This is a genomic window from Kribbella sp. NPDC051936, assembly GCF_040680955.1.
Classification (GTDB): Bacteria; Actinomycetota; Actinomycetes; order Propionibacteriales; family Kribbellaceae; genus Kribbella.
In genome coordinates this window covers 827,583-846,174 of record NZ_JBFAXS010000001.1, presented here as the reverse complement: position 1 = coordinate 846,174, position 18,592 = coordinate 827,583, and the positions used below count along the sequence as shown (strand labels likewise).

Annotated in this window: 15 protein-coding genes; 12 read left to right on the top strand and 3 right to left on the bottom strand. The window is 69.4% G+C overall.

Annotated features, from left to right (window positions below):
- The first annotated feature begins 33 nt into the window (after nucleotides 1–33).
- Nucleotides 34–2,262 carry a hypothetical protein gene (locus tag AB0L64_RS04390; protein ID WP_363707588.1) on the top strand — a complete coding sequence of 743 codons (2,229 nt, stop codon included), beginning with the start codon at nucleotides 34–36 and terminating at the stop codon, nucleotides 2,260–2,262.
- Here the strand turns inward: AB0L64_RS04390 and AB0L64_RS04385 are convergent.
- Complete coding sequence (locus tag AB0L64_RS04385) at nucleotides 2,255–3,277, bottom strand: spore coat protein (protein ID WP_363707586.1); 1,023 nt, start codon at nucleotides 3,275–3,277, stop codon at nucleotides 2,255–2,257. The genes AB0L64_RS04390 and AB0L64_RS04385 overlap by 8 nt on opposite strands.
- 134 nt (nucleotides 3,278–3,411) lie before the next feature.
- On the opposite strand from AB0L64_RS04385, the gene pseB reads away from it, so the two are divergent.
- The 10 genes from pseB (at nucleotide 3,412) to AB0L64_RS04335 (ending at nucleotide 16,006) form a co-directional block, all read left to right on the top strand.
- On the top strand, nucleotides 3,412–4,395 hold the full coding sequence (gene pseB / locus AB0L64_RS04380) for a UDP-N-acetylglucosamine 4,6-dehydratase (inverting) (protein WP_363707584.1): 984 nt from the start codon (nucleotides 3,412–3,414) through the stop codon (nucleotides 4,393–4,395).
- Nucleotide 4,396: 1 nt separating this feature from the next.
- Complete coding sequence (pseC, locus tag AB0L64_RS04375; protein WP_363707582.1) at nucleotides 4,397–5,521, top strand: UDP-4-amino-4,6-dideoxy-N-acetyl-beta-L-altrosamine transaminase; 1,125 nt, start codon at nucleotides 4,397–4,399, stop codon at nucleotides 5,519–5,521.
- Nucleotides 5,522–5,531: 10 nt separating this feature from the next.
- Entirely contained in the window at nucleotides 5,532–6,941 is a 1,410-nt protein-coding gene (locus AB0L64_RS04370; RefSeq protein ID WP_363707580.1) for a hypothetical protein, read from the top strand.
- Entirely contained in the window at nucleotides 6,941–7,756 is an 816-nt protein-coding gene (locus AB0L64_RS04365; RefSeq protein ID WP_363707578.1) for a hypothetical protein, read from the top strand. The genes AB0L64_RS04370 and AB0L64_RS04365 overlap by 1 nt, the downstream gene beginning before the upstream one ends.
- Entirely contained in the window at nucleotides 7,744–8,493 is a 750-nt protein-coding gene (locus tag AB0L64_RS04360) for a glycosyltransferase family protein (RefSeq protein WP_363707576.1), read from the top strand. The genes AB0L64_RS04365 and AB0L64_RS04360 overlap by 13 nt, the downstream gene beginning before the upstream one ends.
- Before the next feature lie 38 nt (nucleotides 8,494–8,531).
- Complete coding sequence (locus tag AB0L64_RS04355) at nucleotides 8,532–9,368, top strand: class I SAM-dependent methyltransferase (RefSeq protein WP_363707575.1); 837 nt, start codon at nucleotides 8,532–8,534, stop codon at nucleotides 9,366–9,368.
- A gap of 154 nt (nucleotides 9,369–9,522) precedes the next feature.
- Nucleotides 9,523–9,867, top strand: a complete 345-nt coding sequence (locus tag AB0L64_RS04350) for a DUF485 domain-containing protein (RefSeq protein WP_359941186.1) — start codon at nucleotides 9,523–9,525, stop codon at nucleotides 9,865–9,867.
- On the top strand, nucleotides 9,864–11,516 hold the full coding sequence (locus AB0L64_RS04345) for a cation acetate symporter (protein WP_363707573.1): 1,653 nt from the start codon (nucleotides 9,864–9,866) through the stop codon (nucleotides 11,514–11,516). Before AB0L64_RS04350 ends, AB0L64_RS04345 begins: the two co-directional genes overlap by 4 nt.
- A 189-nt stretch (nucleotides 11,517–11,705) precedes the next feature.
- Nucleotides 11,706–15,284 carry a discoidin domain-containing protein gene (locus tag AB0L64_RS04340; RefSeq protein WP_363707571.1) on the top strand — a complete coding sequence of 1,193 codons (3,579 nt, stop codon included), beginning with the start codon at nucleotides 11,706–11,708 and terminating at the stop codon, nucleotides 15,282–15,284.
- Nucleotides 15,285–15,490: 206 nt separating this feature from the next.
- Complete coding sequence (locus AB0L64_RS04335; protein ID WP_363707569.1) at nucleotides 15,491–16,006, top strand: hypothetical protein; 516 nt, start codon at nucleotides 15,491–15,493, stop codon at nucleotides 16,004–16,006.
- 95 nt (nucleotides 16,007–16,101) lie between these two features.
- On the opposite strand, the gene AB0L64_RS04330 is transcribed toward AB0L64_RS04335, so the two are convergent.
- On the bottom strand, nucleotides 16,102–17,103 hold the full coding sequence (locus tag AB0L64_RS04330) for a winged helix-turn-helix domain-containing protein (protein ID WP_363707567.1): 1,002 nt from the start codon (nucleotides 17,101–17,103) through the stop codon (nucleotides 16,102–16,104).
- A 98-nt stretch (nucleotides 17,104–17,201) separates the two neighbouring features.
- Between AB0L64_RS04330 and AB0L64_RS04325 the strand changes: the two genes are divergently transcribed.
- A complete protein-coding gene (locus AB0L64_RS04325) occupies nucleotides 17,202–18,119 on the top strand; it encodes a superoxide dismutase (RefSeq protein ID WP_363707565.1) in 918 nt (305 codons plus the stop codon).
- On the opposite strand, the gene AB0L64_RS04320 is transcribed toward AB0L64_RS04325, so the two are convergent.
- Nucleotides 18,116–18,574: a MarR family transcriptional regulator gene (locus tag AB0L64_RS04320; RefSeq protein WP_363707563.1), complete on the bottom strand. Its 459-nt coding sequence runs from the start codon at nucleotides 18,572–18,574 to the stop codon at nucleotides 18,116–18,118. The two genes, AB0L64_RS04325 and AB0L64_RS04320, sit on opposite strands and share 4 nt — an antisense overlap.
- Nucleotides 18,575–18,592: the final 18 nt, after the last annotated feature.

The following is an 18,592-nucleotide window of genomic DNA, read 5'->3' as shown; positions in this document are numbered from 1 at the left end:
GTGGTGCGACTGATTTCACATTAGTGTTACGGCATGCGCGCGAAAGCGAGGCGGCGGGGGCCGCGGACCGCGGGGCCTTCGCTGTCCGGTCTGGTCGCCGGACTTTCGGTCGTGGTGCTGGCGATCGTCCTGCTGGCGCTGCAGGCGACGGTCTTCGAGGTCGCCCGGTTCGTGCTGTTCACCGTGGTCGCGGTCGCGCTGCCCGGGTTCGCGGTGTGGCGGCTGATCGGCGGGTACGGGCGCAACCTGGTGGAGGACCTCTCCGCCGGATTCGCGGTTGGTACGGCGGGGCAGGTTCTGGTCTACCTGGCGAGCGCGTCCGTCGGGCTGCAGGCGTGGTCGTGGGTCTGGGCGCCGGTCGTCCTGGTGATCACCTTCGTGGACGGTGACGCCCGCGCCCGGGTCTGGCGGCGGGTCGAGCGACCCGTGCGCCCGCTGCAGGCCTGGCTGCTCGCGGCGTCGACCGCGGTCGTGCTGCTGATCGTGTACCGGCGCGGCCCGGCACAGTTCCTGCCGGCGTACACCGATCCGCTGCGCGCCTACCCCGACCTGGCCTTCCAGCAGGCCCTGGCGGCGAGCGCGAAGTACGACGTACCGATCTCGACGCTGTGGCTCGGCGGCGAGCCGATGAAGTACCACACGTTCTTCCATCAAGCGACCGCCGCGACACAGTGGGGGACGCGGATCGACCTCACCGACCTGATCCACTCGCTGAGCTGGCTGCCGCTGTTCCTCGCCGGGTGCGGGCTGGTGTTCGCGCTGGCCGGCCGGTTGGCGCCGACCGCCGAGTCAGGAGCCACGTGGGCCGGGCCGCTCGCGGTCTTCGTTGCCGGTCTCGGCGGAGCTGTGCAGCCGCTCGCGAGCACCGGGTTGGGCGGGATCTCGACCGCGGTGGCGGCGTACCTGAGTCCGACGCAGAACCTCGGGGTCCTGATCACGCTCGCCTTCTGCGTGGTGGCAGTGGATCTGCTGCGGGCCGACGGCAGGCCGCGGAGCCGGTGGGTGCTGCTCGTCCTGCTCGCGTTGATCGCGGCCGGGTCGAAGTCGACGATTTTGCCGCTGGTGGGCACCGGGTTCGCCTTCGCGTTCCTGCAGTTGGGGCTCGTACGGCGGAGCACGCGGCCGGCGTTCCTCGGTGGGTTGCTGTCGTTGACGGTGTTCGTGGCGGCGTTGATCGCGATCTTCGGCGGGAGCACGTGGGGGACGGAGATCAAGCCGTTCGAGACGTTCGTCCAGCTGGCGCCGTACCCGATGCTGGTGTCGAACCCGCACGCCCAGTTGTTGGCCGGGGCAACGACTCTGCTGAGCTGGGCATTGGCCGCGTCGGGGTTGTTCTTCCTCGGCCGGCGATGGCGCGACACCGGTGCCGTGTTCCTTGCGGGTGTCGCGGTGGCCGGGCTGCTGGGCACGGTGCTGACGACCCAGTCCGGCGTCAGTCAGCTGTACTTCCTGCGGACGGCCTTCCCGGTCATCGCCGTCCTCGCGGCCGTCGGGCTCGCGAATCTGGTCGGCCGGCTCGGCGACCGGCGGGCCGTGGTGCTCGTCGGCGCAGCCGGAATCCTCGGCCTGATCGCGGTGGCATTTGCACGCTCGCAGTCGAGCGACCTGCGCGGCATCAAGGGCCCGTGGGCGTGGAGTGCCGTGGCCGTGGCGGCCGTCGCGGTGCTGGTGGCTGTCGGCTGGAAGCTGGCCCGACGACCTGGCAGCTTCTTCGTCGCGCTGATCGGTGCCGCGGTCGCCGCCTGCATGATCGGCGCGACGCTCGTCCCGCTGCAGGGATTCGTGTCGGACAAGGCGTCGAACCTGGTCTTCGCGCATCCGTTCCGCGGCGGCGCGACGGCGGCCGAGGCCGGCGCCGCGCAGTGGCTGCGGCGGAACAGCGCGCCGGGCGACCTGGTCGCGACGAACGCGCACTGCATCATCGAGCGCGACGGCCTCTGCGACAGCCGGCACTTCTGGCTCGCCGCGCTGTCCGAGCGGCCGGTCCTGATCGAGGGCTGGTCGTACTCCAACCAGGCGAACCGGATCGCCCTCGAGAACGACGGCAACCCGAGCCTCATCCCGTACTGGAACCGCGAGGAGCTGGTCGCCAACGACATCGCGTTCAAGGCGCCCACGCCCGCCGCGATCGAGCGACTGCGCCAGGCCGGCGTGCGCTGGCTGTACGCCGACCACCGGGCCGGCACGGTGTCACCCGCGCTCCGCAACTACGTCCGTCTGCGGCACGCCACCCTGGACGCGACGATCTACGAGCTCAGATGAGGCCGAGCAGGGCGTCAGCGACTCGTTCACGCCCGCGGCCGTCGACCAGCTCCCACCCCGCTCTCGCCAAGCGCCCACGCTCGGCCGGATCGCCGAGCAGCCGCTTGAGCACCTGATCCGCCGACGAGCTGTCCTGCTGCAACGCGCTCAACAAACCGAGGCCGGCGGCGGCGCCGGTGTCGACAGCGCGCTCGTAGCCCATCACCTGGTTGTCGACCACGCACACCAGCGCCGCGGTCGCCCCGAGACAGAGCAGCTCCCACGTCGACGTACCGGAGGCGCTGATGGTCAGATCGGCTTCGCGGACGCGGGCCGCCAGCTGATCCGTCGGGCCGATCACGTCGAGCCGCTGGTGCGGCTGCAGCTCGACCGCGGCGATCCGCGCGGCGAGATCCGGTGCCGGCGCGACCACAGTGGCCTCGAACGGCAGACCGGTCGCCGCCAGGGCGCGGGCGACGTACGGCCCGGCGCCGAACGCGTCCGTGCCGCCGAAGAACGCGAACACCCGCGGTACGGCGCTCGCGCGGCCTGTGGTGGGCGGCGTACTGGGCCGGTGGCCGAGGATCTCGTCGCGGATCATCACGTACGGCAGGCCGGCGAGGCGGACCGAATCCCGCGGCAGCGACGGGTGGTCGAGCTCGGCGGCCAGGTTCTGGTCGACCAGCACGTCTGCCTCGGCGCCGCGGAAGTCGCCGTCGACGATCGCGAGCGTCGGGAGACTTGCCCGGACCGCGGAGTAGACCGGCGCGTCCAGGTCGTAGGAGTCGAAGACGACCGCGTCGAGCCGCAGCCGCTTGAAGAGCTCCACATGTTCGTCGGGGCTCCCAACCGCGCGTTCGACCGCCATCCCGCGCGCGGCGATCTGCTCCGCCGCCCACGGCACGGTGTACGCGTCACACACGAACACCAGGTCGACCCCGCGCCGCCGTACCTCCTCAGCGAGCGCCAGGCAGCGCATCACGTGCCCGATCCCCCGGCCCGGCCCGACATCACACCGCACCCCGACGCGTCTCATCCGGCCCAGCGTACGTTTGATGTCGCGGTGCTGAGACAGTGGATTGAGGAGGTACTGAACGGGGCAGCTATTGTTTCGAGGTCTGCACCGCGTGTGTGCGGTTCGGAACTGTCCGTCAGAAGGGTCCCGCTCGCGTGTCAATCCTTACCGGCTCCGACATCCTGGTCACCGGAGGTACCGGGTCGTTCGGCCGGAGCTTCGTGCGGCACGCGCTGACCCACCTGAACCCGCGGCGGATCATCGTCTTCAGCCGCGACGAGCTGAAGCAGTGGGAGGTCCGGCAGTCGTTCGGCGACGACCCGCGGCTGCGGTTCTTCATCGGCGACATCCGCGACCGCGCCCGGCTGAACCGGGCGATGCACAAGGTCGACCACGTCGTGCACGCGGCCGCGCTGAAGCAGGTGGACAGCGGTGAGTACAACCCGTGGGAGTTCGTCCAGACCAACGTGGTCGGTTCGCAGAACGTCATCGAGGCGGCCATCGACTCCGGCGTGCAGCGGGTCGTGGCGCTGTCCACGGACAAGGCGTCCAGCCCGATCAACCTGTACGGCGCGACCAAGCTCACCGCGGACAAGCTGTTCATCAACGGCAACCACTACGCGGCGGCGTACGACACCCGCTTCAGCGTCGTCCGGTACGGCAACGTGATGGGCAGCCGGGGCTCGATCATCCCGAAGTTCCGCGCGCTGCACCTGAGCGGCCAGCCGCTGCCGATCACCGACCTGCGCTGCACCCGGTTCCTGATCACGCTGCCGGAGGCGGTCGAGTTCGTGGTCGACTCGTTCGACCTGATGACCGGCGGCGAGCTGTACGTGCCGCGGATCCCGTCGATGAAGGTGACCGACCTGGCGGAGGCGATCGCGCCCGGCGCGGCGATGCACGACGTCGGCCTGCGCCCCGGCGAGAAGCTGCACGAGGAGATGATCAGCCCGGAGGAAGGCCGCCGCGCGCTCGCCCTCGGCAACCGCTTCGTGCTGCAGCCGGACCTCGCCACCTGGGGCTACCAGCCGCCCGCCGACGGCACACCGGTGCCAGACGGCTTCCACTACGCCTCCGACACCAACGACCAGTGGTACTCGATCGAGGAGATCCGCAAGATCCTCGAGAGCGACGTCTGACGTGCTCCCCTACGGGCGCCAGTCGATCGCGGAGGAGGACATCGAGGCGGTCACCGCCGTACTGCGCGGCGACTGGCTGACCACCGGCCCCGCGGTCACCGCCTTCGAGAACGCGATCTCCGAACTGGCCGGCGGCCACCGCGCCGTCAGCTGTACGTCGGGCACCGCGGCACTCCACATCGCGTACGCCGCCCTCGGCGTCGGCCCCGGCGACGAGGTCGTCACCACCCCCATGACCTTCGTGGCCACCGCCTCCTGCGCCGCCATGCTCGGCGCTCGCGTGGTCTTCGCCGACGTCGACTACGACACCGGCCTCCTCGACCCGGCGGCCGTGGACGCTGCTCTGACGGAACGTTGCAAGGTCATCGCAGCGGTCGACTATGCCGGCCAAGCCGCCGACTACGCAGCGCTGCAGTCCTTGGCCGATCGGATGGGTGCGAAGACCCTCGCCGACGCGGCACATTCCGTCGGCGGGTCGGCATACGGCCGCCCGGTCGGCGACCTCGCCGACGTCACCACCATGTCGTTCTTCCCGACGAAGAACCTCACCACCGGCGAAGGTGGCGCGGTCGTCTGCAAAGACCCGGCGATCGCCCAGCGGGCCCACGAGTTCCACTTCATCGGCCTCGTCCGCGACCCGGCGCGCTTCGAGATCACCGACGAGGGCCCGTGGCACCAGGAGGTCCACGAGTACGGCGTGAACTATCGCCTGACCGACCTCGGCGCCGCGCTCGGCCTGTCCCAGCTCCGCCGGCTCGCCGAGTTCAAGCGCCGCCGCGCGGAGATCACCGCCCGGTACAACGCGGCCTTCGCCGCCGCCGACGGCCTGCGGACGCCGGTGCAGCGGGCCGGGGTCGATCCGATGTGGCACCTGTACCCGGTCCGGGTCCTCGGCGGACGCCGCCGCGAGGTGTTCGAGGCGATGCGCGCCACGGGGATCGGCGTCCAGGTGAACTACATCCCGGTCTACTGGCACCCGGTCTTCGCCCGTCAGGGATACCGGCGCGGCCTGTGCCCGAACGCCGAGCGCTACTACGCCGAGGAACTCTCCCTCCCGCTCTTCCCGGACCTCACCGACAGTGATGTAGACCGGGTGATCGAGACCCTTCTCCAGTTGGTTGGCTAACGTGACGGATGTGACCCGATCGAACCTGATCGGCGGGGAGATGCTGAACTGGTCGGATCTGCGCCCGGGCGACGCCCGTCCCGCGGCTGCCGGACCCGCGGCCGGAGCACTCCTGGCCGCCACGCTGACCGCCGACGACACCGTCCTGCTCGCCGGTCCGCATGCTGTCGAGCTGGTCTCGGCCGTCGCGGCCCAGGTCGCGTCCGTCGATCTGCTGGTCCGGTCGGCGCCGGACGCGGAGGAACTCGCCGAGTTGCTGGACGACGTCAAGGGGCAGGTCTTCTGCGGCTCCGTCGACCGGTTCGCGGCCGGCGGGAAGAGCGGCGTGGGTGACGGGTACGACGTGGTCGTCGCGCTGGACGGGCTCGAGCGGCTCGTCGGGCCGGACACCGCCGGGTTCAGCTGGGCGGACGGTCTCGATCGGCTCACCGGCCTGCTGAAGCCTGGGGGCCGGCTGCTGCTCGGCGCCACGAACGCGTTCGGCTTCGAGCGGCTGGTGCAGCCGGACATCACCGCGGCGCTCCCCCGTGACGAGGACTGGGGCCGCGACGTCGCAGACCGCGCGCCGGCCGGCTTCAAACCACTCGTGACAGCCCTTCGTACGGCCGGCTTGGACAACCAAGCCGCGTACGCGGTGTTCCCGTCTCTTGTGCAGGCAGACGTTGCAGTTACCTCGGTCGAAGGATTCGCCGCCGTGGTCGCGGCGCGAGCTGTTGCCGCGCGCAACGAAGGCCCCGTGCTGATGGACCCGTATCGTGTCGTGCTGGACGCGGCCGCGGCCGGGCTCGCGTTCGAGCTGGCGCCTGCCTGGTACTTCGTGGTCGGCGCGGCGGCACCTGCCGCCCTTCCCGAAGGCGTCGTCCCCGAGGGCGAAGGCGTTCTGCTGGAGGAGCACCTCCTGACGGCCCTGCGATCCGACGATCAGGCCGCCTTGCGCAGGACGATTCCCAGTTATGTGGCTTGGCTGGGAACGGGCGGCGCGGGGTCGCCGGACAACGTGATCCTCGACGGGTCGGCGTACCGGCTGTTCGGGCAGGCGCAGGAGCTGGATGTCGTCGGGCACCTGCAGCGGTTCGCGCGGCGCGCGCTGGACAGTGGCTCGCGGCAACCATGGCCCGCCGCGGCCGATCCGCACGCGTTGACGGCGCGGCTCGCGACGATGGCCGGGATCACGGTGCCGGAGCAGGAGTTCAGCCCGGACGAGGTGATCCGCCCGCGCGGCAGCGCCGAGCAGCTCACCACCGTCGCCCGGCTCGCCGACGAACTCGCGCACGCCAGTGCCCGGGCGATCCTGTTCGAGGGCACGGTCAGCGGTATCCGCCGTTCGCGGCCGTACCGCGTCGGCCACGCGGTGATGAACCCCGCCCGGGTGATCCGCCGCCGGCTCAAGCGGGTCCTGCGGAAGGTCCGGCGCCGCTGATGCACCACGCCAACCACTTCTACGGGCACGCCAACATCATGGCGTCGTACGCCGGGCTCCCGGAACCGCCGCGGATCTGGGGCTACCTGCAGCACGGCTGGAACATCCTGGACGGTTTCGCGCACGGCACGAACTTCGCACCCGGGATGCCGAAGTTCGTCTGGTCCGACAGCGTCCGCCGCCGCGGCCACGCGCTCGGCCTGCGCAACTACTCGGTGATCGGCTCGGTCTGGCTGTACCTGCTGCGGATCCACCCCGAGCTGGCGAGGCCGGACAAGCGGGCCAAGGGCACCATCTTCTACCCGTTCCACGGCTGGGAGGGCCAGCACGTGCTCGGCGACCACGGCCGGATCGTTGCCTCGATCAACGAGCACGAGACCGGCCCGGTGACCGTCTGCCTGTACTGGAACGAGTACGAGAAGCCCGCGATCCGCAACGTCTACAAGGACGCCGGGTTCCGGGTGATCACGCACGGCTACCGCGGCCTGCACTGGCGCCGGACCGACGCCAAGTTCCTGGTCAAGCAGCTGCGTGAGCTGCGCCGGCACGAGCGGGTCGCCTCCAACCGGCTCAGCTCCGCCGTTCTGTACGGCGCCTCGCTCGGCCTGGGCGCCGGGGTCTACGGTGATCCCATGGTGCTGGAGAACGAGCACCCGTCGTTCGGCGGTCAGGCGCGGATCAAGCGGCTGTGGCCGGAGATGGATCAGCCGTACGTACCGGCGGCGGTCGCGGCCGAGTTCACCGACACCGAACTGGGCGTCGACCACGTCGCCGGACCCGCAGAAATCCGGGAGATGTTCCGATGGAACAGCTGAAGATCGGCATCGTCACGCAGGTCCGCGTGACCAGCACACGGCTGCCGGCCAAGGTCCTGCTGGCCGTCGCCGGCCGCTCGTACCTCGAGCACCACCTCGACCGGCTGGGCCGCACCGGCCTGCCGGTGATCGTCGCGACGACCACGAACTTCAACGACGATCTGGTCGCCCAGCTGTGCGCGGAGCTGGGCATCCCGGTGTTCCGCGGCAGCGAGGACGACGTCCTCAGCCGCTTCGCCGGCGCCGCCCGCGAGCACGCTCTCGACGGCCTCGTCCGGGTCACCTCCGACTGCCCGCTGATCGATCCGGAGATCGTTGCCGCGGGCGTCGATCGGTGGCGCGCCGAGAACGACCCCGACCTCTACATCTCGAACTGTCTCGAGCGCACCTACCCGCGCGGCATGGACTTCGAGATCTTCTCCGCGGCCCGCTTGTACGACGCGGAGGCGAAGGCCACGCTCAAGGCCGACCGGGAGCACGTCACGCCGTACCTGCACCAGAACCGTTCCGGCGAGATGCGGCTGCTGAACCTGCCTTGGTCGGGCGGCCCGTCATCCAAAGCAGCGGAGTACCGGCTGACCCTCGACACCGCGGACGACTGGAAGTTGCTCGACGCCCTCATCGAGGACTTCGACGCGACCCGGCTGGGCTGCGCCGAGCTGGTCGCGATCCTGGACGAGCACCCGGAGCTGGCCGCGCTGAACGCGCACATCGAACAGAAGAAACTCGGCGAGTAGCAGGCTTCCCGCTGTCTGCTACGGCATGATTTACGGTGATGACCACCAATGATCCGGCCGGGGACTCCGCCGCAGTCCCGGACAACAGCGCGCACGCCGCCCGGGCGATGTCGTTCGGCGCCGTCGCGGACGCGTACGACGCCGGCCGGCCGACGTTCCCGGTCGAGGCGCTGATCTGGATCCTGGGCCCGGGCCGGGGCCTGCAGGTGCTCGACCTGGGCGCCGGGACCGGCAAGCTCGCCGCGGTTGCCGCCGGGCTGGGGCACGACGTGATCGCCGTCGACCCGTCCCAGGAGATGCTCGAGGTCTGCCGCCGGCGGACCGGCATCGACACGATGGTCGGCGCGGCGGAGTCGATCCCGCTCGCGCACGCGTCGGTGGACGCGGTGATCGTCGGACAGGCCTTCCACTGGTTCGACCACACCCGCGCGTTGCCGGAGATCGCCCGGGTACTGCGCCCGAACGGCGTCCTCGGCCTGCTCTGGAACAACGCCGACACCGTGGTGCCGTGGGTCCGCCGGCTCTTCCAGGTGATGCAGGGCGACGGGTTCGGAGGCATCGACCGGTTCGACCCGGCGCCGATCCTGGAGCAGTCGAACCTGTTCACGATGATCGAGCAGGCCCGGTTCCGGCACTGGCACGACCTGGATCGCAACGGCCTGCGGCAGCTGGCCCGGTCGCACTCGCGGGTCGCCGTCCTGAAGGAGACCAGGCGCGAGCAGGTCCTGGACCAGATCGACCTGATCTACGAGCACACCGCCCGGCCGCCGGAGCCGCTGCGGATGCCGTACTTCACCGGCTGCTTCCGCACCCACCCGAGCGAGTTCGCGAACTACCGCCGAACGCTCGACGGCCCGGTGGCCCCGCACCTCTGAGAACTTTTTGGTTGCAGTAGGGCGTGTCCGACACTCCAGCGCCGTAGCGAGGAGTGCCCCGCAGTAGGCGATGGAGTGTCGGACACGCCCTAGAGGTCACAAACGGGCGACTTGCGGCTAACGTGCACCTGTTCGGTCCAGTGAAGGGGAACTCATGGACGAGAAAGTGGTGCACGAGCGGGACGCCCGAGCGTACGAAGCGGTGCACGACGCGGCCGACTTCAAGGAGCTGAAGCGGCGCTACCGGAACTTTGTGGTGCCGTGGACGATCGCCTTCATGGCGTGGTACCTGGCGTACGTCGCCTGCAACAACTGGGCGCGGGACTTCATGAGCCACAAGATCGGCGGTTCGCACATCAACGTCGCGCTGGTCTTCGGCCTGGGACAGTTCGTGTCGACGTTCTTCATCGCGGCCTTGTACGGGCGGTTCGCCAACCGCAAGCTCGACCCGCTCGCCCACGGCCTGAACGCCAAGTACAAGAGGGAGCGTCGCCGGTGAACACGCTGCTCGTCCCGCTCGCCCTCCCGTTGGCCGCCGAGCCGGGCAACCGTACGCTGACCATCTCGCTGTTCACCGCGATCGTCGCCGTGACGCTGTACATCACCTGGTGGGCGTCGCGGCAGAACAAGACCGCGGCCGACTACTACGCCGGCGGGCGCTCGTTCAGCGGCGCGCAGAACGGCCTCGCGATCTCCGGTGACTACATGTCCGCGGCGTCGTTCCTCGGCATCTCCGGCTCGATCGCCCTCTACGGGTACGACGGCTTCCTCTACTCGATCGGGTTCCTGGTGGCCTGGCTGGTGGCGCTGCTGCTGATCGCCGAACTGCTGCGGAACTCCGGCCGGTTCACGATGGCCGACCAGTTGGCGTTCCGGATGCGGCAGCGGCCGGTCCGGACCGCGGCCGCGACCTCCACGATCGTGGTGTCGATCTTCTACCTGCTGGCCCAGATGGTCGGTGCGGGCTCGCTCGTCGGCCTGCTGCTCGGGGTCAAGAGCGAGGGTCTGAAGGCCGGCGTGATCATCCTGGTCGGCGCGCTGATGATCATCTACGTGACGATCGGCGGCATGAAGGGCACCACCTGGGTGCAGATCGTGAAGGCCGTGCTGCTGATGGCCGGCACGGTGCTGATCACCTTCCTGGTGCTGGTGAAGTTCCATTTCAACCTCTCCGACCTGCTCGGCACGGCCGCCGAGAAGTCCGGGAAGGGCGAGGCGTTCCTGCAGCCGGGCCTGCTCTACGGCAAGGACCTCACCGGCCAGATCGACTTCCTGTCGCTGGGCCTCGCGCTGGTTCTCGGTACGGCGGGTCTGCCGCACATCCTGATCCGCTTCTACACCGTGCCGGACTCGCGGTCCGCGCGTCGCTCGGTGCAGTGGGCGATCGGCCTGATCGGCGCGTTCTACCTGATGACGCTGGCCCTCGGCTTCGGCGCCGCGGCGCTGCTGGACACCGGAAAGGGCTCCGCTGTCGAGGCGTCGAAGGGCAACGTCGCCTCGCCGCTGCTGGCAGAGTCCGTCGGCGGCGGCGCCGGCTCGACCGGCGGTGCGATCCTGCTCGCACTGATCGCGGCGGTCGCGTTCGCCACCATCCTCGCGGTGGTGGCCGGGCTGACGCTGACCTCGTCGTCGTCGTTCGCGCACGACCTCTACGCGAACGTGATCGCCAAGAAGAAGCCGACCGAGAAGCAGGAGCTGCGGGTGGCGCGGTTCGCGGCGATCGGGATCGGCGCGGTGTCGATCGGGCTGGCGATCCCGGCGCAGAAGCTGAACATCGCGTTCCTGGTCGCGCTGGCATTCGCGGTCGCGGCCTCGGCGAACCTGCCCGCGCTGCTGTTCAACCTGTTCTGGAAGCGGTTCAACACCGCGGGCGCGACCTGGAGCATCTACGGCGGTCTGATCTCGGCCGTCGTGCTGGTGATCTTCTCGCCGGTGGTGTCCGGCAACGGCGACAAGTCGATGATCACCGGCGCGGACTTCCAGTGGTTCCCGCTGTCGAACCCGGGCATCGTCTCGATCCCGCTGGGCTTCCTGTTCGGCGTGCTCGGCACCTACCTCGGCAAGGACCGGACCAGCGAGGCCCGCTACAACGAGCTCTCGGTCCGCGCGATGACCGGCGCCGGTGCGGAGGGTCCCGCCAAGCACTGACGCAGTACCTCGAAGGGCCGGCTCGCAGATCCTGCGAGCCGGCCCTTTCGTCGTTCATGAACCGTTGACGCCCGGTTGATGCTGCCGTAACAATGAGCCATCGCCGCGCAAAAACTGAGCAAAGTCAGCGAAAGTTTTGAACTCTCAACGCGGTGGCTCTTCCCTGTCCCGCCCACCAGGAGAGGCCCCATGCGAAATCCGACCTGGCGGTTGCTGACCGCCTTGCTGGCCGCGAGTCTCGCGGCCGCACCCCTCGTCCGGCCGGCGCCGGCCGCACAGGCCGCCGTTCTCGCCGGCCCCAACCTCGCCGCCGGAAAGGCCGCGTCGGCCAGCAGCAGCACCCAGAACTACGTCGCGTCGAACGTCACCGACGGCAACCAGAGCAGCTACTGGGAGAGCGCCAACAACGCGTTCCCGCAATGGGTCCAGGTCGACCTCGGGTCCTCGGTCGCGACCAACCAGGTCGTGCTCAAGCTGCCGGCCGCGAACTGGGGCGCCCGGGACCAGACGCTCGCGGTCCAGGGCAGCACCGACGGGCAGAACTTCACCGACCTGTCCGCGTCCGCGGCGCGCACGTTCAGCCCGCCGGGCAACACCGTGACCGTCGACTACGGCACCGCCACCACGCGGTGCGTCCGGATCCACGTCACCGCCAACACCGGCTGGCCGGCCGGGCAGCTGTCCGAGCTCGAGGTCTACGGGCCGGCGACCGGTGACACCCAGGCTCCTACCGCCCCGGGCGGCCTGGCCTTCACCGAGCCCGGCGCAGGGCAGATCAAGCTCACCTGGAACGCGTCGACCGACAACGTCGGCGTGACCGGGTACGACGTGTACGCGAACGGCCAGCTGCGGACCAGCGTGGCCGGCAACGTACTGACCTACACCGACAACCAGCCCGCCAACGTGTCGATCGCGTACTACGTCCGCGCGAAGGATGCTGCTGGCAACCAGTCCGCGAACAGCAACACGGTCACCCGGAACGGCAGCGGCGGGCCGGGCAGCAACCTGGCGCTGAACAAGCCGATCACCGCGTCCGGCTTCGTGCACACCTACGTCGCGACGAACGCCAACGACGACAACGTCACCACGTACTGGGAGGGCAACGCGAACCCGGCGACGCTCACCACGCAGCTCGGCGCGAACGCGGACCTCAGCTCCGTCGTGATCCGGCTGAACCCCGATCCGGCCTGGGGACCGCGGACACAGACGTTCTCGATCCTCGGGCGCGAGCAGAGCTCTTCGACCTTCACGACGATCGTCGGCTCGGCGGCCTACGACTTCAATCCGGCGAACGGCAACGCGGTGACGATCCCGGTCGGCGCGCGCGTCGCCGACGTACGGCTGAACTTCACCGGGAACACCGGCGCTCCGGCCGGGCAGGTGGCCGAGCTGCAGGTGCTCGGCGTCCCGGCGCCGAACCCGGATCTCACGCTCTCCAACGTCAGCTGGACACCGACCTCGCTGGTCGAGACGGACGTGATCACCGTCCGCGCGACCGTCAACAACGGCGGCACCGGCGGATCCGCGGCGACGGACGTCAACTTCTACCTCGGCGCGACCAAGGTCGGCACGGCGGCGGTCGGCGCCCTCGCGGCCGGTGCGTCGACGACGGTGAGCGCGTCGATCGGGACGCGGGACGCCGGTTCGTACGCGCTCAGCGCGAAGGTCGACGAGGGCAACGCGGTGATCGAGCAGAACGACGGGAACAACACCGCCCAGGCGTCCGGGCCGATGGTCGTGACACCCGTGGCGAGTTCGGACCTGGTGGCGGCCGCGGTGAACTGGACGCCCGGAAATCCGTCGGCCGGAAATTCCGTCGCTTTTTCCGTGGCGTTCCGGAACCAGGGCAGTGTGGCTTCCGCGTCCGGTGCGCACGGGATCACGCTGACGGTGCTGAACGGGTCGTCCGTGGTGACGACGCTGACCGGCGCCTACACCGGGTCGATCGCGGCCGGTGCGACCACCCCTGCTGTTGCTCTTGGCAACTGGACGGCGGCGAACGGCCGCTACACCGTGCGTGTCGTGCTGGCCGACGACGCGAACGAACTGCCGGTGAAGCGGACCAACAACACCAGTGAACGACCGCTGTTCGTCGGTCGCGGCGCGAACATGCCGTACGACCACCTCGAGGCCGAGGACGCCTCGGTCGGCGGCGGCGCGGCCGTGATCGGGCCGAACCGGACGATCGGCGACCTGGCCGGCGAGGCGTCCGGACGGCGCGCGGTGACGCTGAACTCGAACGGCGCGTACGTCGAGTTCACCACGCGGGCCGCGACGAACACCCTCGTCACACGCTTCTCGATCCCGGACTCCGCCGGTGGCGGCGGCCAGTCCTCGTCGCTGAGCGTCTACGTGAACGGGACCTTCGCGAAGTCGCTGCCGCTCACCTCGAAGTACTCCTGGCTGTACGGCGCGGAGGCGTCGCCGAACAACTCGCCCGGTTCGGGACCGGCGCGGCACATCTACGACGAAGCGAACCTGATGCTCGACCAGACCTACCCCGCGGGCACGAAGATCCGGCTGCAGAAGGATCCGGCGAACGGTACGACGTACTCGATCGACTTCCTCGACACCGAGGCGGTGGCCGCGGTGCCGAACCCCGGCACGGGCTTCGTGACGCCGAACGGGTTCACCCAGCAGGACGTGCAGAACGCGCTCGACCGGGTGCGGCAGGACACCACGTTGCAGGGTGTTTACCTGCCGGCGGGCGAGTACCAGACGTCGTCGAAGTTCAACGTCTCCGGGCGGGCCGTGCAGGTCGTCGGCGCCGGGCCGTGGTTCACGCGGTTCGTGGCGCCGCAGAACCAGTCGAACACCGATGTCGGGTTCGACGCGCAGCCGTCGGCGAACGGGTCGACGTTCCGCGGGTTCTCGTACTTCGGGAACTACGACAGCCGCAACGACGGCCCGGGCAAGGTGTTCAACTTCGCCGGCACCTCGAACATGACGATCGACAACATCTGGATCGAGCACCAGATGTGCCTGTACTGGGGCGCGAACACCGACAACTCGGCGATCAAGAACTCGCGCATCCGGGACACGTTCGCGGACGGCATCAACATGACGAACGGGTCGTCCGGAAACACCGTCAGCAACAGCGAGGCGCGCTCGACCGGTGACGACAGCTTCGCGCTGTTCAACGCCACCGACAACGGGGGCGGCGAGGTCCGGGACAACGTGTTCGAGAACCTGTCGGCGATGCTCACCTGGCGGGCCGCCGGGTTCGCCGTGTACGGCGGGACGAACAACGTTTTCCGCAACCTGTACGCGGCCGACATGCTCACCTATCCGGGAATCACGATCAGCTCGCTGGACTTCGGGATCCCGATGAACGGGTTCGGGGCCACGCCGCCGACGCAGTTCCAGAACGCCTCGGTCGTCCGGTCCGGCGGTCACTTCTGGGGCAACCAGACGTTCCCCGCGGTGTGGATCTACTCGGCGACCAAGGTGTTCCAGGGCATCCGGGTCTCCGACCTGGACGTCGTCGACCCGACGTACTCCGGGATCATGTTCCAGACCGACTACGTCGGCGGAAGCCCGCTGTTCCCGGTCGCGGACACCGTCTTCACCAACACCACGGTCGCCGGCGCCCGCAAGTCCGGCGACGCGTTCGACGCCAAGTCCGGCTACGCCGTCTGGGTCAACGAACTCCCCGAACCAGGCGAAGGCCCCGCCCGCGGCGAAGTCACCTTCAACAACCTGACCCTGACCAACAACGCGACAGACATCCAGAACACCACTACAACCTTCACCATCCACCGCAACTGACCCCACGCCCAGGGGCCGCCGAACCATCTCCTCCGGCGGCCCCTGGCACAGATCGCCACCGTATCTCCTTGTTCTGCGTGCGTCTGAGCCCTCTTCCAATATGCCCCGGGATGCCCCGGGATGCCCCTGGATGCCCCGGTGTCACAGCCGGGCCGCCGCCGTTTCACGTGTGAAGCTCATGCCTTGCCACTCAACAGGGCGGGGAAATGCCGATCCACGTGTTCGTCGACGAGATCAAGTCCAAGGGTTTCCTGATGGCTGCCGCGCGGTGCCAGGCAGGCGACGTCGGGGTCAATCGGAAGGCGCTCAGAAGCCTGCTGTTGCCTGGGCAGGAACGACTGCACTTCCGCACCGAAAGCAACCAACGACGCAAGAAGATCCTGCAGATCGTCACCGACTTTCGGCTGTTGGTCGACCTGTACCCGGTCCGTGTGAACTCTCACGAGGCCCGCAAACGGTGTCTGGACGCGATCGTCAGAGACACCGCAACGTCGGCAGAACGTCTGGTGATCGAGCGCGATGACTCGACCTACGAGCACGATCGCAGGTGCTTGCGGGAGGCAGCGCACCGCTTCGGGTGTCACGACACACTTCGCTGGGATGTGCTGGCGGCGAAGAGCGATCCGCTTCTCTGGATCCCGGACGCCGTCGCCTGGAGCTGGGTACGGGGCGGAGAATGGAGGAAGTCGGTCGCCGCCTTCTGCCAGGTCAAAGTGCCATGACAGCGCGAAACCCGGCTCGTCCACCGTCCGGAGGGCTGCCGGGTTCACTTCCGGGGGACTCGTGTCCCTCGGCAACCACAACTGTAGCGCTGGATTCAGGTGTTCGGGGTGGATTTTGCTATCTGCCCCTGGATGCCCTGGGATGCCCCGGTGAGGAGGTTGTGGGCTGTGGGGGTCAGGGCGTGGAGGGCGGTGCCTTGGGTTCTGTGGGTGGTTATGAGGCCGGCGGTGCGGAGGACTCGGGTGTGTTCTGAGGTGGAGGCCAAGGAGATGCCTACGCGGCGGGACAGTTGGGTTGTGGTGGCGGGGTGGGTGAGGGAGCGAAGTACAGCGGCTCGGGTGCGGCCCAGGAGGTCTGCTAGGGCGTCGGTGGCTTCGACGGTCGGGTCGGTCAGGTCGGCGCAGGGGTAGACGAGGACGGGGCGTCGGTCGGGTGCGTCCATCGCCAGGCAGTTCGAGACCAGCGGTGACGGATAGAGCTCCAGGCCGCGGCCCTCCAGGTGGATGTCCGCAGTCCAGTCGTCCTCCGGGCCGTACGTCGTCAGCACCGGCGTCGACCACTCGACGTCCGGATGCAGCGTGGACAGCAACGCATCGGTCCCGCCGTGCAGGACCGCGCGCGACCGGACTCCGAGGTCGGCGCCGTACCGCCGTTGCAGTTCACCCGACGACGGCCGCAGCACCTGCCGATGAAAGTCCCGGACCGCCATTCCCAGCGCCCGCCGCGATCCGGCGCGCCCGTCCAGCAACCCCCGCATGTACCGGTCGATGTCCGGCGGCAACCACGGCTCCAACTCGCCCCGGATGACATCAGCCGGCGTATCCAGCAATGCCTCGACCGCCGAGTTCAGATCGGGCCCCGGCACGTCCGGGACCAGGAAGTCGGGGAACAACCCGCCCGGCGAGATCAGCTTGAACAGCGGCCGCATCGACACCTGCACCCGCGGTGCCGCCGTACGTCGCCAGCGTCGCGCGGCCGGTGAGATCGACCGGTCCCCGAGCGCCCGGGCCGCGAGCGCTGCCTCCCACAGCGGGTGCGGCTCGGCGGGGAACGTGACCCGGCCGAGGTCCGACGCGGTGAAATGGACCCGGATCATTCCCCGATTGTGACGGCCGCCGGGTCTCCCGCCCAGACCTCTTCGGCCCAGGCCGAATCCGGTCGCCGGCGGCCGTCGTACGATCCCACGCTGGCCCGATGAAACGTCTCGCAGCCCTCACCGTCCTGGCCCTGGCCGCGGCCACCCCGTCGGTCACCGCACAGGCCAGTCCCGTCCATCGCCCGACCGAGTACGTCGTCTCGACCACGCCGGGCGAGAACCTCGAGGGAATCGCGGTCACGCCCCGCGGCACGATGTACGTGACCAGCGTCGCCACCGGCGCCGTGTACCGCGGCACCACCCGCTCGTCCCGCCTCAGCCTGTTCCTCAAGGCCGGCAACGACGGACGGACGTCGGCAACCGGCATCCACCTGGACCGCTGGGGCCGGGTCCTGGTCGCCGGGGCAAGCACGTCGAAACTCTTCCTGTACGACGCCCGCGGCCGGCTGCTCGGCGTACGGAAGGCTGCCGACGGCTCGTTCCTCAACGACTTCACGATCGCCGGCGACGCCGTCTACGTGACCGACTCGGCGCACAACCAGATCTGGAGGGCGCCGCTGACCCGCGACGGTCTCGGCGAGCTCGAACCGTGGATCACCCGCGACCGGATCCAGCCGACGCCGTACTTCCTGAACGGGATCGTCACCGACGGCCGCGTCCTCCTGGTCGGCGAGCAGGGGCAGGACGTCACGTACCGGATCGACCTGCGCAACCGGCAGGTGACGGTTCTGGACGTCCCGAACGGGATCCTGTCCGGCGATGGCTACCTCCTCGAAGGACACCGGCTGTACGCCGTCCACAACGCCGGCGGCGGGAAGTACGTGACCCGGCTCGCGATGCTGAACGACGACCTCACCGAGGCGACGCTGCTCGCGGACTCGCGGCCCGGCGCGGCCGGTGCGACCCCGACGACGATCGCCCGCGACCGAGGCCGTCTGCTGTGGGTGAACAGCCAGCTCGACGTCGCGCCGGGCACACCGCCGTACACGGTGACCGTCGTACCGGGCCTGCGTTAGAGCCCGTCGGTGACGCGGGCCAGGACCGCGCCCGCCTGCAGGACGAGCGCTCGATCGGACTCGTCCAGCCGGTCGAGGAGCTTGGCGAGCTCGTCCGCGGCCTGACGGCCGGACGCCGCGACGGTCTGGGCGCCCGCCTCGGTGAGCACCACCGCGGTCGCCCGCCCGTCGACCGGGTCCGGTTCCCGCCGGACGAGGCCGGACTCCTCCAGCGCCGCGACCGTGGTGGTCGCCGTCGGCTGGGAGCACGGGACGCGCGCGGCGATCTCACCGATCCGGATCGGCTGCTCGTCGGCGATCAGCATCAACGCCAGGAACTGCGTCGGATGCAGCAGCGTGGTGGTCCTGCTGCGGCGCAGGTGCCTGACGATCCGGTGCATGCTGACCAGCAGCTGCAATGCTTCCTGCGCCATCGTGATCACCTCCGTCGGGAAGCGCAATCCTGGCACAGGCATCCAAACATCACCTACCGC